This is a genomic window from Micromonospora sp. NPDC049060 (assembly GCF_040649055.1).
Classification (GTDB): domain Bacteria; phylum Actinomycetota; class Actinomycetes; order Mycobacteriales; family Micromonosporaceae; genus Micromonospora; species Micromonospora reichwaldensis.
Genome location: NZ_JBEZEV010000039.1, coordinates 39447 through 53193 on the forward strand (window position 1 = coordinate 39447; position 13747 = coordinate 53193).

Annotated in this window: 13 protein-coding genes; 7 read left to right on the forward strand and 6 right to left on the reverse strand. The window is 72.0% G+C overall.

Features of this window, described 5'->3' with window-relative positions:
* Nucleotides 1-71: 71 nt before the first annotated feature.
* Nucleotides 72-2771 carry a hypothetical protein gene (locus AB0B83_RS16475; RefSeq protein WP_357578902.1) on the forward strand — a complete coding sequence of 900 codons (2700 nt, stop codon included), beginning with the start codon at nt 72-74 and terminating at the stop codon, nt 2769-2771.
* A gap of 21 nt (nt 2772-2792) precedes the next feature.
* Here AB0B83_RS16475 and AB0B83_RS16480 read toward each other — a convergent pair whose 3' ends face one another.
* Nucleotides 2793-3590: an ABC transporter permease gene (locus tag AB0B83_RS16480; RefSeq protein WP_357578903.1), complete on the reverse strand. Its 798-nt coding sequence runs from the start codon at nt 3588-3590 to the stop codon at nt 2793-2795.
* Nucleotides 3587-4570: an ATP-binding cassette domain-containing protein gene (locus AB0B83_RS16485; protein ID WP_357578904.1), complete on the reverse strand. Its 984-nt coding sequence runs from the start codon at nt 4568-4570 to the stop codon at nt 3587-3589. Before AB0B83_RS16485 ends, AB0B83_RS16480 begins: the two co-directional genes overlap by 4 nt.
* Nucleotides 4571-4643: 73 nt before the next feature.
* Between AB0B83_RS16485 and AB0B83_RS16490 the strand changes: the two genes are divergently transcribed.
* Both AB0B83_RS16490 and def read left to right on the forward strand, forming a co-directional pair.
* Complete coding sequence (locus tag AB0B83_RS16490) at nt 4644-5432, forward strand: TetR/AcrR family transcriptional regulator (protein ID WP_357578905.1); 789 nt, start codon at nt 4644-4646, stop codon at nt 5430-5432.
* 10 nt (nt 5433-5442) lie between these two features.
* Nucleotides 5443-5952 (forward strand): peptide deformylase, encoded by a 510-nt coding sequence (gene def, locus AB0B83_RS16495; RefSeq protein WP_357578906.1) that lies wholly within the window; start codon nt 5443-5445, stop codon nt 5950-5952.
* Nucleotides 5953-6001: 49 nt separating this feature from the next.
* Here the strand turns inward: def and AB0B83_RS16500 are convergent, their stop codons facing one another.
* Both AB0B83_RS16500 and AB0B83_RS16505 read right to left on the reverse strand, forming a co-directional pair.
* Entirely contained in the window at nt 6002-6778 is a 777-nt protein-coding gene (locus AB0B83_RS16500; protein ID WP_357578907.1) for a GNAT family N-acetyltransferase, read from the reverse strand.
* A 54-nt stretch (nt 6779-6832) separates the two neighbouring features.
* Complete coding sequence (locus tag AB0B83_RS16505) at nt 6833-7201, reverse strand: helix-turn-helix domain-containing protein (protein ID WP_357578908.1); 369 nt, start codon at nt 7199-7201, stop codon at nt 6833-6835.
* A gap of 100 nt (nt 7202-7301) precedes the next feature.
* Here AB0B83_RS16505 and AB0B83_RS16510 point away from each other — a divergent pair, with 100 nt between their 5' ends.
* Nucleotides 7302-7913, forward strand: a complete 612-nt coding sequence (locus tag AB0B83_RS16510) for a malonic semialdehyde reductase (protein WP_357578909.1) — start codon at nt 7302-7304, stop codon at nt 7911-7913.
* Nucleotides 7914-7956: 43 nt separating this feature from the next.
* Here the strand turns inward: AB0B83_RS16510 and AB0B83_RS16515 are convergent, their stop codons facing one another.
* Nucleotides 7957-8736, reverse strand: coding sequence for a TSUP family transporter (locus tag AB0B83_RS16515; protein WP_327028355.1), 780 nt, complete (start codon nt 8734-8736; stop codon nt 7957-7959).
* A 192-nt stretch (nt 8737-8928) separates the two neighbouring features.
* On the opposite strand from AB0B83_RS16515, the gene AB0B83_RS16520 reads away from it, so the two are divergent.
* On the forward strand, nt 8929-9708 hold the full coding sequence (locus AB0B83_RS16520; protein WP_357578910.1) for an endonuclease/exonuclease/phosphatase family protein: 780 nt from the start codon (nt 8929-8931) through the stop codon (nt 9706-9708).
* Nucleotides 9709-9811: 103 nt separating this feature from the next.
* Entirely contained in the window at nt 9812-11392 is a 1581-nt protein-coding gene (locus AB0B83_RS16525) for an NAD(P)-binding domain-containing protein (RefSeq protein ID WP_357578911.1), read from the forward strand.
* Nucleotides 11393-11436: 44 nt separating this feature from the next.
* On the opposite strand, the gene AB0B83_RS16530 is transcribed toward AB0B83_RS16525, so the two are convergent.
* Nucleotides 11437-12591 carry a glutamate--cysteine ligase gene (locus tag AB0B83_RS16530; protein WP_357578912.1) on the reverse strand — a complete coding sequence of 385 codons (1155 nt, stop codon included), beginning with the start codon at nt 12589-12591 and terminating at the stop codon, nt 11437-11439.
* Nucleotides 12592-12832: 241 nt separating this feature from the next.
* Here AB0B83_RS16530 and AB0B83_RS16535 point away from each other — a divergent pair.
* Nucleotides 12833-13747, forward strand: a 915-nt coding sequence (locus tag AB0B83_RS16535; RefSeq protein ID WP_357578913.1) for a tetrahydrofolate dehydrogenase/cyclohydrolase catalytic domain-containing protein, incomplete at its 3' end; no start/stop codon positions are given.

Below are 13747 nucleotides of genomic sequence, written 5' to 3' on the forward strand. Positions count from 1 at the left end.
CGGCAGGATGTGAACCCGTCACCGGTCGTACGATCCAGGCGTCACCCCCGCGCATCGGCCGAAGGGGCATCATGGCGATCACCGTCACGTTCAGCGGCAAGGCTCCCGTCGCCGGGGCCGACCCCGGCTACCGGATCTGGTCCTACACGATCGAGCCCAACCCGCCCGGAGAGATCCCGGCCAACCAGCGGATCGCCCTCGGTCTGCCACGCGACATGGACGTCCGGGACCCCAGCGAGTTCCCGAACACCCCCGCGCTGGCCAACATGTTCCTCATCCGCGAGGCCGGCTCGTCGCGGCAGTACGCCGGCCGGCTCACCAGCTCGGCGGGCACGCAGACCATCTCGTTCGTCGCGCCGGCCGCCGAGGCCACCGCCGAGACGCTGCTGGTCAAGCTGGTGACCGGCCAGTCGCCGGCGCCGCTGCCCTTCGCCACCGTCCCCGGCGGCACGTCGGCTCCGGCGCAGGTGCTGACCGCACCCGTCAACGGCCCGCCGGTGCACACCGGCCGGCCCCTGACCGCGTTCGCCGGCACCCTGCCGTACGCCAGCGAACTTTTCGGCATCTACCAGCCGCTGGCGGGCTGGTTCGGCATGCAGAACGCGCTGCGCGTCGCCCACGGCGCCACCGACCGCGCCCTGCTGGACCTCGACCACGAGTCGTTCTCCAGGGCCGAGGCGGCGAGCACGCTCGACGACGCGGCGCTCACCGCCCTGGCGGAGCACTTCGACGCCCCGATCCGTGGGGTGCTCTCGCCGGTCGGGCTGGTGAATCTGTTCCGGCAGTACTTCTTCGAGTTCGACACGTTCCTCGGTCCGCCCGCCGGGCACCTGTGGCTCAGCCCGGGCGGCACCGTGGAACTCGTCGAGACCAGCACGCGGCGCACCCTGGTCGAGAAGACCGCCGAGCAGTTCGAGGAGACCACCCGCAAGGTCGAGGAGAGCCTGACGGAGCAGGAGGACATCGCCAACGCCGTCAAGGAGGACAACGCCAACGACACCAAGCTCGGCATCAGCGCCTCCGGCGGCGCCAACGTCGGTGTCTACCACGCGGACGCCAGCGCCAGCTTCAGCCTGAACGCCACGGTGAAGCGGTCCTCGGAGGAGACCCACAAGCACTCCCGCACGCAGAGCGCGAAGGTCACCAGCGAGATCAAGAGGAACTACAAGACGACGTTCAAGACGGTGACCGAGAGCACCGACCTGTCCAGCCGCCGCTACCTCGTGCAGAACACCACGGGCAAGCTGGTGAACTACGAGCTGCGGCGCAAGATGCGCAAGGTCGGTGTGCAGGTGCAGCACATCGGCGGGCGGCTGTGCTGGCAGGTGTACCTGCCCGCGCCGGGCCGCAACCTGGGCCTGGGGGATCTGGTGCACCTCGTCGCGGCGCCGGACCTCACCGCCCTGCGGAAGCCGGAGCCGCCACCGCCGCTCGTGGCCAAAACGACCCCGTTCACCGGGACGTTCCCCATCCGCAAGGTGCGGGCCACCCAGGACCCGCCGGAAGCGAACATGGAGTTCGTGCACCACACCGCCCCGGACGCCGAGGGGATCACCGACCACGACAACGCCATCCACGCGGTGGCCCGCATCGACTTCACTCCGTCGCCGCCCGAGCGGGGCTACAAGCTGAAGGACGCGCGACTCGTCTCCGTCGCACCGGGTCGCGCGTTCGTGCCCGACCTGATCCGCACCAACCAGGAGCAGACCGGTTTCGCGGTCTTCGCGAAGTTCTTCAATTCGGGCGACCTGAGCCCGATCAGCCTGACCTTCGACGTCACGTGGGACCCGCCGCAGACCAACGAGGCCCACGACCGCTACCACGAGGAGTTGAAGGCGTACCAGGCGCAGGTGGCGGAGCTGCAACGCACGGCGTACGCCTCGGCGGTGCGGGACCGGCTCGGTCTGCTCAGCGCCATGCGCCCGCGGCCGTCGCAGGACCTGCGCACGGAGGAACGGCAGGCGATCTACGGGAGCCTGATCCAGAAGCTGAAGCCGTTCGACCTGTTCGCGGACCTGTATCTGGGCTCGGAGCTGCTCCGGCAGATCTTCGACGTCGACGAGATGCTGTACTTCGTGGCACCGGACTACTGGCGGCCCCGCGAGGTCACCCCGCCACCCACCACCACGCCGGTGCCTGCCCCGCCCACCCAGAGCAGCCTCGGCAAGTACCCGGTGCGGGACCCGAGCGTCCTCGCGGACCGGACCGTGGTCACCTGGTACTCCCACACCGACAAGACGAACACGATGAACCCGGACGGCACGGTCTCCGACGAGTGGCGGGTGAACTACCTCATCACCGAGCAGACCCAGCCGGCCCCCTCGGGCAGCTCACTGGGCTGGTTGATCCAGGCCGACGGCGACGCGCGCCGCAACGAGTTCCTCAACGCCGCGTGGGCCAAGGCGGTCCTGCCCGTACGACCCGGGCGCGAACAGGCGGCGTTGGAGTGGCTCAAGCAGGCCAACGTGGAGGGGCAGGCGGCGCTGGGGCTTCCCTACCCGTTCCAGGAGGGCGATCCCGAGGAGTACCGGAACAAGACGGTCGGGCAGGTCCTGAACATCCTCGCGCTCAAGTTGCAGAAGGACAACACGCAGATCGCCAACACCCTCGTGGCCGAGAAGGTCTTCGAGACCGGGTTCGACCCGCTCGACGGCGGCTTCCGCCCGGCGGCCCCGTACGAGGTCTTCGACCAGTGGATCGAGGTGCTGCCCACCGACCAGGTGGTGGCGGTGGAGGTGAGCTACGACCCCAGGACCGGCCAGCAGTTGTGACGCCACCGGTTCGGGTGTCCGTCACCGGCCGAGCACGCGGTACCGGCGTACCGCCAGGGGCCCGAACACGGCGGTCAGCAGCAGCGGCCAGGCCACGGCGAGCGCGACGGCGTGCTGCGCGGCGAACGACTCGCCGCCCCAGCCGGGGTTGCCGAACAGTTCCCGGCAGGCCGCGACGGTCGCCGACAGCGGGTTGTACCCGGCCACGGCGGCGAGCCAGCCGGGCATGGTGTCGGGGGAGACGAACGCGTTGGAGGTGAACCCGACGGGCCAGACCAGGATCTGCAGCACCACCACCGACCCGGGCGCGCGCAGCACCAGCGCCAGGTGGATGCCGACCCAGATCAGGGCGAAGCGCAGCAGCAGGAGCAGCCCGACGGCGGCCAGCGCCGCCGGTGCCCCGGCCCGCCACTGCCAGCCGACGGCGACCCCGCAGGCGAGCATGACGGCCAGCGCGGCGGCGCAGTGCAGCAGGTCCGCGGCGGCCCGACCGGTGAGCACCGCCGAGGGCGTCATCGGCAGGGACCGCAACCGGTCGGTGACCCCGCGCGCGGTGTCGGTGGCCACGGCCGCGTACGTCGACTCGATGCCGAAGAGCACCGTCATGGCGAACATGCCGGGCAGCAGGAACTCCCGGTAGTCGCCGCCGCCGGGCACGCTCATCGCGCCGCCGAACAGGTAGCCGAACATCAGCACCATCAGCACCGGGAAGAGCAGCCCGACGACGAACTGCCCGGGTTGGCGCCGCCAATGCGCCAGCGCCCGGCCGGTGAGGGTGACGGTGTCGGCGACGGCCCAGCGCACGCCTGTCGTGCTCATGCGCCCACCCTGTCCTCGTCGAGGCGGGTCGTGGGGGAGTGGCCGTCGGTGAGCCGCAGGAACACCTCGTCGAGGGTGGGGCGGCGCACCGCGACGTCGGCGGCGGTGAGGCCGGCGTCGTCGAGGGCCCGCAGCACGGCGCCCAGCGCGGCCACCCGCCCGGTGACGGCGACGCTGAGGCGCAGGCCCGCCGCGTCGACGAGCGGGGTCGCGGCGACGGCGGCGCCGACGACGCGTACCGCCCGGTCCAGGTCGTCGGCGCGGGTCAGCACGACGTCGACGCGGTCGCCGCCGAGGGCGGTCTTCAGCTGCTCCGGGGTGCCGTCGGCGACGACCCGCCCGGCGTCGACGACCCGGACGGTGTGCGCGAGCTGGTCGGCCTCCTCCAGGTACTGGGTGGTCAGCAGCACGGTGGTGCCGCCGGCGACGAGCCGGCGCACCGCGTCCCACACCTGCGCCCGGGCGCGCGGATCGAGGCCGGTGGTGGGCTCGTCGAGGAAGAGCACCGGCGGGTCGAGGATCAGGCTCGCCGCGAGGTCGAGACGGCGGCGCATCCCGCCGGAGTACGTGCCGACCGGCCGGTCGGCGGCGTCGGTCAGGTCGAAGCGGGCGAGCAGGTCGGTGGCCCGGGCGCGGGCCCGCGCGCCGCCGAGGTGGTGCAGCCGGCCGAACAGGACCAGGTTCTGCCGGCCGCTGAGCACCTCGTCGAGCGCGGCGTGCTGGCCGACCAGGCCGATGCGGGCGCGAACCCGCTCGGGGTGGCGCAGCACGTCGGCGCCGGCCACCCGCGCCGCGCCGGCGTCGGGCCGCAGCAGGGTGCTCAGCACCCGTACCGCCGTGGTCTTGCCCGCCCCGTTGGGGCCGAGCAGGCCGCACACGGTGCCGGCGGGCACCGTCAGGTCGAGGCCGGCGAGGGCCTGCGTGCCGCCGTAGCGCTTGCGCAGTCCCTCCGCCTCGACGGCCGGTCCGTCGTGGTGCATCCGCGCCCTCCATCCACTCGGTCCGTACACCGTACCGTACGGCATACGGTACGGCGGACGATACAGTGCCGGGATGACGACCGAGTACAGCGGCACCGGCGACCCCGCGCGCAGCCTCGCCCTGCTCTGGCGTACCCGCGAACGCACCAGCCGCAAGGGCCGGCCCGACCTGTCGGTGGACCGCATCGTGCGCGCCGCCATCGAGGTGGCCGACGCCGAGGGCCTCGCCGCCCTGTCCATGCGCCGCGTCGCCGAACGACTCGGCGTCGGCACCATGTCCCTCTACACCTACGTCCCCGGCAAGGGCGAACTGCTCGACGTCATGCTCGACACCGTCTACGGCGAGACCGTCCGCCCCGACGACGTGCCCGGCGGCTGGCGGGAGCGGCTCACCCACGTCGCCCGCGAGACCTGGGCGCTCTACCTGCGCCACCCCTGGCTGCTGCAGGTCGCCACCACCCGCCCCCCGCTGGGCCCCAACGTCATCGCGCGCTACGAGTACGAGCTGCGCGCCGTCGACGGCATCGGCCTGACCGACCTGGAGATGGACGCCGTCGTCACCCTCGTCTCCGGCTACGTCCACGGCGCCGTGCGCAGCGCCGTGGAGGCCGCCCAGGCCGCCGCGCGCACCGGCATGACCGAGCAGCAGTGGTGGCAGGCCCACGCCCCGTACCTGGAGAAGGCCCTCGACCCGCGCCGCTACCCCCTCGCCGCCCGCGTCGGCACCGCCGCCGGCCAGGAGTACCAGGCCGCCGCCGACCCCCACGGCGCCTTCGAGTTCGGCCTGGCCCGCATCCTCGACGGCATCGAGGTCCTCGTCGCCACCCGCCCGGACGCCGCCGCCACGACCGGCGAGCGATAACCTGGCCGACATGACGATGCGCCCCATCAGGATCATCGGTGACCCCGTGCTGCGCACCCCCAGCGAGCCCGTCACCAGCTTCGACGCCGACCTGCGCGCCCTGGTCACCGACCTGATGGACACCCTGCTCGGCGCCCCCGGCCGCGCCGGCGTCGCCGCCCCCCAGATCGGCGTCAACGCCCAGGTGTTCGTCTACGACGCCGACGGCCACCGCGGCCACCTGGTCAACCCGACGCTGGAGCTGTCGGACGAGTTGCAGGACGACGACGAGGGCTGCCTGTCCATCCCGGGGCTCTACTTCCCGACCTCGCGCGCCCTGCACGCCACCGCCCACGGCTTCGACCAGCACGGCGAGCCGCTGACCATCTCCGGCAGCGGCTTCCTCGCCCGGGCCCTGCAACACGAGACCGACCACCTCGCCGGCCGCCTCTACGTCGACACCCTGCGCGGCGACACCCGCCGCAAGGCGCTGCGGGAGATCCGCGCCGGCCGCTTCGACTCACCCAGCCGCCGCGGCTGACCCGGCCCGCGCCCGCGCCGGCCGGCGCGGGCGCCCCGACCGTGGGCGCTCACCTGTCGTGAGCGCGCAGCGCGTACTCGCCGTAGTCGGCCACCCGGGTGAAGCCCAGCCGCCCGTACAGCCGCAACGCCGCCGCGTTGTCCGCCTTCACGTTGAGCGTCACGTGCGTGACGTGCTCGCGCAGCCGCCGGCACAGCGCGGCCACCACCGCACCGGCCAGCCCCCGCCCGCGCAGCCGGGGATGGGTGGTCACGTTGCCCAGCGCCGCCACCCGGTACGCGGGGGAGAACACGTGCACCCCGGCGACCGCCACCAGCTCCCCGCCGTCGCGCACGCCCACGTACTGGCCGGTGTCGAGCATCCGCGGGTCGAACCAGTTGCCCGGGTAGGCCACGTCGTACAGCCGGCGCAGCGCCGGCAGGTCGTCGGCGCCCAGCACCGATCCCGCCGGGGTCACCGCGTCCAGCCGCGCCGCGTCGGTAAGCGCCATCCGGTGGTGCGGGCCGGCCGCGTCAATCCGGAACACCCCGGCCAGGGCCGGCTCCAGGCCGGGAGACAGGTGCGCCCACAGGCGCGCCGGCAGCACCGGCGCCAGCTGGCGCAGCAGCGTCGCCAGCCGGTCCACCCGTGGCGGGGCCGCGAACGCCAGCAACGTGGGCGGGTCCGCGCCGTGGTAGAGCAACGCCACCTCCTCGTCGCGGCGGAACCAGGAGGTGTACGGCCAGAAGAAGTCGTCCAGGTCACCGAGCTGGTACGCGTGCAGCACCGGGTCCCGCCCGAGCAGCGCGGCCAGGACGGTCCGGTCGTGTTCGGCGCGTACCGGCATCCGCCGATGATCACACATCCGGCGCGGGGCGCTGCGCCCGGTCGCCGGGCGTCCTCAGCAGCCCGGCGACGTGGTCGTCTCCGGCTCGGCGGGAAGGTTCTCGTGCGCCCACCGGCCCAACGCGTCGAGCACCGGCAGCAGCGCCGCGCCCGGCCCGGTGAGCTCGTAGCTCACCCCCACCGGGGGACCCTGCCGGACGCTGCGGCTGACCAGCCCGACCCGCACGAGCTCGCCCAGCCGGTCGGAGAGCACCGACTCGCTGATCCCGGGCAGGGCGCGGGCCAGCTCGGCGAACCCGGCCGGCCCGTCGGCGAGGGTGCTCAGGAGCATGCCGTTCCACCGCTTGCCGAGAAACGCGAAGGCCCGGGCGACGCCCCCGTCACACGTGCGGGGCGTCTCGCCCACCTGTGGCCTGACCGTCATGACCCCAGGATACGGCGGACATCCCCCGAACAAGGGACTAGTAAAAAGCTAGCTGCTACCGTTACCGAAGCAAGTCAGCCGATTCGATGGAGACACCCCGATGACCGACGTCCACTCGCCCCTGATCAACCTGGACCCCGAGGCCCAGGCGCTGCTGTTCACCGACGCCCGCACCGCCAACACCTTCACCGACGAGCCGGTCACCGACGAACACCTCCAGGCCATCTTCGAACTCGCCAAGTTCCCACCCACCGCCGCCAACACCCAGCCCCTGCGCATCCTCTACGTCCGCCCCGGCGAGGCCCGCACCCGCCTGGTCGCCCACATGAGCGAAGGCAACAAGGCCAAGACCGCCAGCGCCCCCATGGTCGCCGTACTCGCCGCCGACACCGACTTCCACGAGTTCATCCCGCAGATCTTCCCCATCCGACCCCAGATGCGCGACGACCTCGCCGGCAAGCCCGAGGTCCGCGAGGGCATGGCCCGCTTCAACGCCACCCTCCAGATCGGCTACTTCCTGCTCGCCGTCCGCGCCGCCGGCCTCGCCGCCGGCCCCATGGCCGGCTTCGACGCCGCCGCCATCGACCGCGAGTTCTTCGCCGACAACACCTGGAAGACCCTGCTCGTGGTCAACATCGGCCGCCCCGGCGAGAACGCCTGGTTCCCCCGCCTGCCCCGCCTCGACTACACCGACGTCGTCCGACACGCCTGACCCGGCGACCAACGGGGGACCGACGAGCAGTGGGTGGCGACCGTCAGGCCGCCACCCACTGGTCGAAGCCCAACTTGCCGACCAACGCCAGCACCACCACCAACAGCACCACCCGCACGAAACCCGAGCCACGCCGCAACGCCATCCGCGCCCCCAACGCCGCCCCCGCGATGTTGCACACCGCCATCGCCGCCCCCAGCAGCCACCACACGTGCCCCGTCGCCGCGAACACCGCCAACGCCCCCAGGTTCGTGCCCACGTTCACGACCTTCGCCATCGCCGAGCCGTGCACGAAGTCCGCCCCCACCAGCGCCGTGAACGCCACCACCAGGAACGTCCCCGTACCCGGACCCACCAGCCCGTCGTACAGGGCGATACCCACCCCGGCCACCGCGACCGCCACACCCACCCGCACCCGCGTACGCCGATGCGGCTGCGCCACCACCCCCAACCGCGGACGCAACACCACGAACGCCGCCACCGACACCAGCACCACCAGCACCACCGGCCGGTACGCCGACGCCGGCACCGCCCCCGCCAACGCCGCACCCACCCCGGCGCAACACATCGCCAGCACCGCCGACGGCCCCGCCACCGCCCAGTCGATCTTCGTACGCCGCGCGTACGTCACCGCCGCCGTCGTCGTACCCGCGATCGCCGTCAACTTGTTCGTGGCCAACGCCGACGCCACCGGCATCCCCGGAGCCGCCACCATCAACACCGGCAACAGCAGCAGACCACCACCGCCCACCACAGCGTCGATCCAACCGGCCATCGCGGCCGCGGCGAGCAGGGTCGTCAACGACAGGGGATCCACATCCACGGGCCGCCATTCTGCCCACCGCCACCCACCCCACGACGCCGCCTGTGGCCAGCCTCACCAGAACCCCAGGTCACCGACCCCGCCGCCGGCGCAGCCACACACCCACCGAACCCAGGGCCACGAACAGCAGCATCGAGCACAACAACACCTTCAACACCCGGCAACCCTCCCACGGCCACGTAGGGTGCAAGCGTGCGCCTGGCCACCTTCAACCTGCTGCACGGCCGGTCCCTCGCCGACGGACTCGTCGACCCCGACCGGCTCACCGCCGCCGTCACCGCCCTCGACGCCGACGTCCTCGCCCTGCAGGAAGTCGACCGCGACCAGAGCCGCAGCGGCAAACTCGACCTCACCGCCATCGCCGCCCGCGCCCTCGACGCCGGCGAACACCGCTTCGCCGCCGCCGTCGTCGGCACCCCCGGCGAACAGTTCCGCCCCCTCACCCACGACGACGACGGACACGGCGAACCCTGCTACGGCGTCGGCCTCGTCACCCGCCACCGCGTCCACACCTGGCAGGTCACCCGACTGCGCCCCGCCCCCGTACGCTCACCCGTCTACGTCCCCGGCCCCCGCGGCGGACTCATCCTCCTGCGCGACGAACCCCGCGTCGTCCTCGCCGCCGTCCTCGACACCCCACACGGACGGCTCACCGTCGCCGCCACCCACCTGTCCTTCGTCCCCGGCTGGAACGCCCACCAACTCCGCCAGACCGTCCGCGCCCTGCGCACCCTGCCCGCCCCACGCATCCTCCTCGGCGACCTCAACCTGCCCGCCGGCCCCGCCCGACTCCTCACCGGCTGGCACCCCCTCGGCCGCCGCCCCACCTACCCCGCCGGGCAACCCCGCGTCCAACTCGACCACATCCTCGCCGACCGCCACGGCCTCGACCAGTTGCCACCCGTCACCGCCGTACACACCCCCCTGTCCACCATCTCCGACCACCGCCCCCTCCTGGTCGACCTCGGCTGACCGCACACCCGGCGGGGGAGACCACACCCCTCACCAGCGGTCGCGTCACCGTCACCCCACCCAGCGTTGACACCAACCCGCCGCATCGGCGAAGGTCTCTGGCGTGACGGCACCCACCCCAGGCCCGACGAGCCACCACGACCCCACCACCGAACACCACCGGTACGTCATCATCGGAGCCGGACCAGCCGGCATCCAACTCAGCTACTACCTCCAACAGGCCGGCTGCGACTACGTCACCCTCGAACGCGCCCCCGCACCCGCCGAATTCTTCCGCCACTTCCCCCGCCACCGCCGGCTCATCTCCCTCAACAAGGTCCACACCACCAGCACCGACCCCGAGATCCGCCTGCGCTGGGACTGGAACTCCCTGCTGCACGAACCTGCCGACCTGCCCTTCGCCAAGTACAGCAGCGAATACTTCCCCCACGCCGACGACATGGTGCGCTACCTCACCGACTTCCAGCGCTACCACCAACTCGCCGTACGCTTCGACACCCCCGCCAACCGGATCGAACGCCTCGACGACGGCTTCCTCGTCCACACCCCCGACCGCGTCCTGCACTGCCACTGCCTCATCGTCGCCACCGGCTGGGGCCGCCCCAACATCCCCGACATCCGCGGCATCGAACACGCCACCGGCTACGAGGACATGCACACCGACCCCGCCCACTACGCCGGCCAACGCGTCCTCATCCTCGGCAAGGGCAACTCCGCGTTCGAAACCGCCTCCGCGATCCTCGGCCACGCCGCCATGATCCACCTCGCCAGCCCCCGCCCACTACGCCTGGCCTGGAACACCAAACACCCCGGAGACGTCCGCGGCCACCACGGCGCCGTCCTCGACAGCTACCAGTTCAAGACCCTGCACTCCGTACTCGACTGCGTCATCGACGAGATCCGCCCCGTCGACAACCGCTACCAGGTGCACCTCACCTACACCCACGCCGACGGCGAAACCGCCGTCATGGACTACGAAACCGTCTTGCGCTGCACCGGGTTCACCATGGACACCAGCCCCTTCGACCCCACCTGCCGACCCGACATGATCCCCAACGGCCGCATGCCCACCACCACCGGCGACTGGCAGTCCACCAACATCGACGGCCTCTACTTCGCCGGCACCCTCGCCCAGGACCGCGACCTCAAGAAAGCCTCCTCCGCCTTCATCGACGGATTCCGCTACAACCTGCGCACCCTCACCGCCCTGCTACGCGAACGCTACGACGGCGTACCCCTGCCACACACCCTCGTCGACCCCGACCCCGACACCCTCACCACCCTCGTCCTCGACCGGGTCAACTGGAGCTCCGCCCTCTGGACCCAGTTCGAATTCCTCTGCGACGCCCTCGTCGTCGACCCCCACGGCCAACTACGCCACTACACCGACCTGCCCGAAGACCACGTCCGCGCCCGCTTCCACGACCACCCGCACTACTACACCGTCAGCCTCCGCTGGGGCCGCGACGACTACGGCGACGTCTTCGCCATCGAACGCCACCCCCAACCCGACCGCGCCGCCGAAAGCGCCTTCATCCACCCCGTCATCCGCCGCTACCACGGCGACACCCTCGTCAACGAACTCCACCTGCTCGAAGACCTGCTCGCCGAATGGCGCCGCCCCGACCGCCACGTCACACCCCTGCGCGACTACTTCACCCGCGAACTGCACCGCAACCGCTGACCCCGGGCCACCCCACCACCGGTCCAACTTGAACCACCACCCACCTACGCCGGCTGCAACTCGTCCACCACCGTCTGCGCCACCAGAAAATCCACCACATCCGTCAACCGACCCCGACGACCCGCCGCCGCCCGCTGCCGCACCGCACCACCACCCACCGCCAACAACCGCTCCGACCAGCCCCGCACCAGCTCCTCGTCCCCACACGCCCGCAACACCGGCGCCAACGACCCCACCACCTCACCCAACACCTCCCGCGCCGGACGCAACCGACCCGAACCAACTTCCGGCAACGAACCCTCCAACCCGTCCCGCGCCGCCCGCCAGTACGCCGCCCGCAACCACTCCCCGGGCAACTCCGGACCATGATCACCCCGATCCACCGCCTCCAACCCCCGCACCACCAACGCCCGCACCAACGCCGCCACCAACGCCGACTCCCGCGCCGACACCGGCACGTCCGACACCCGCACCTCCAACGTCGGATGCGTCACCGACGGCCTGATGTCCCAGAACAACGTCCCCGGATCCACCACCGCCCCCGCCGCCGCCAACATCTCCACCACCCGCTCGTAGTGAGCCACCGACGTGAACCGCGGCGGCGGCCCCGCCACCGGCCACCGCGACCAGATCACCGACCGCCAACCCGCATAACCCGAATCCCGCCCCTCCCAGTACGGCGAATTCGCCGTCAACGCGATCAACAACGGCAGATAAGCCCGCAGATGATTGCTCACCAGCAACGCCCGCTCCCGATCCGGCAACTCCACATGCACGTGCAACGCACAGATCGCCAACTCGTCGTGCAACCCCCGGAACGTCGCCGTACCCCGATCCTGCCGCGGCCCCCGCGTCACCGGCGGCGACGTCGCACCCGGCAACACCGGCGTACCGGTCGCCACGATCCGCAACCCGTCGACCGCCGCGCACTCCGCCACCACCCGACGAGCCTCCACCAACTGCTCCAACAACCCCCGCACCGACGACGTCGGATCCGTCCTCGTCTCCACGTGCAACGTCGTGATCTCACCCGACACCCGCGAACCCAACCGCGCCACCGCCCGATCCACCACCGCCCCCGCACCCGGCACCACACCCCGACTCACCGGATCCACCAGCAGAAACTCCTCCTCCACCCCCAACCGCGGACCCGACACCACACCATCCCCGCCGACCAGCACCGGCACCACGGCCTCCACTCACGACACCCGGGCGAGCGCCCGACACCGACAGGCCGACAGGGTAGCCCGAACCAGTGACCAACGGGACACCCACAGTCAGTACGCCGACGCCGCAGCCACCCACCAGGACACACCACACCCGACCCCCTGTGGCAAGCTGACCCCAGACGCGACTGGCGGCCAGAGGATGGGCACCAAACCATCGGGGAGCTCCACGCGCGGAGGTCGACCGCCTGGGCCCCGCCGGCAGAGGAGCACCATGCCCACCGCCCGACTCCTGCCCGGCACCCCCGTCGCCGACCACATCCTCACCGACGTCGCCGCCGGCGTCACCGCACTACGCGCCGCAGGCACCACCCCCGGCCTCGCCACCATCCTCGTCGGCGACGACGACGCCAGCGCCGGCTACATCCGCATCAAGCAACGCCAGGCCAGCGAACTCGGCTTCGCCTCACCCCACGTACACCTGCCCGCCACCGCCACCCAGGCCGACCTGCACCACGCCATCGCCGACTTCAACACCGCACCCGACGTACACGGCCTGCTCATCCAGCACCCCATCCCCGCACACCTCGACTACGACCGCGCCCTGCAGACCATGGACCCCGACCTCGACGTCGACGGCATGCACCCCCTCAACATGGGACGCCTCGCCCTCGGCCTGCCCGGACCCCTGCCCTGCACACCCGCCGGCATCGAAGCCCTGCTCGCCTTCCACGACATCCCCGTCGCCGGCCGCGACGTCGTCATCCTCGGCCGCGGCGCCACCCTCGGCCGCCCCCTCGCCCTGCTGCTCACCCAGAAACGACCCACCGCCAACGCCGCCGTCACCGTCGTGCACACCGGCGTCCCCGACTGGGCCACCCACACCCGACGCGCCGACATCCTCATCGCCGCCGCCGGCGTCCCCGGCATCATCCAACCCGAACACGTCCGCCCCGGCGCCGTCGTCATCGGCGGAGGCGTCCGCTACGAAGGCCGACGCCTCCTGCCCGACGTCGCCGAAACCTGCGCCGACGTCGCCGGCGCCATCACCCCCCGCGTCGGCGGAGTCGGCCCCACCACCGTCGCCATGCTCTTCCGCAACGCCCTCGACGCCGCCCGCCGCGCCATCATCGGTTCTCCTCGGTGGGGTGGTCCGGACACGTGGCGCGCGCGTGTCCCGGTGTGGTGG

Coding starts and splice junctions, on each gene's coding strand:
- AB0B83_RS16480 (WP_357578903.1), bottom strand. CDS start 3,590: ATGAGCACGACAGGCGTGCGCTGGGCCGTCGCCGACACCGTCACCCTC.
- AB0B83_RS16475 (WP_357578902.1), top strand. CDS start 72: ATGGCGATCACCGTCACGTTCAGCGGCAAGGCTCCCGTCGCCGGGGCC.
- AB0B83_RS16490 (WP_357578905.1), top strand. CDS start 4,644: ATGACGACCGAGTACAGCGGCACCGGCGACCCCGCGCGCAGCCTCGCC.
- def (WP_357578906.1), top strand. CDS start 5,443: ATGACGATGCGCCCCATCAGGATCATCGGTGACCCCGTGCTGCGCACC.
- AB0B83_RS16510 (WP_357578909.1), top strand. CDS start 7,302: ATGACCGACGTCCACTCGCCCCTGATCAACCTGGACCCCGAGGCCCAG.
- AB0B83_RS16505 (WP_357578908.1), bottom strand. CDS start 7,201: ATGACGGTCAGGCCACAGGTGGGCGAGACGCCCCGCACGTGTGACGGG.
- AB0B83_RS16485 (WP_357578904.1), bottom strand. CDS start 4,570: ATGCACCACGACGGACCGGCCGTCGAGGCGGAGGGACTGCGCAAGCGC.
- AB0B83_RS16500 (WP_357578907.1), bottom strand. CDS start 6,778: ATGCCGGTACGCGCCGAACACGACCGGACCGTCCTGGCCGCGCTGCTC.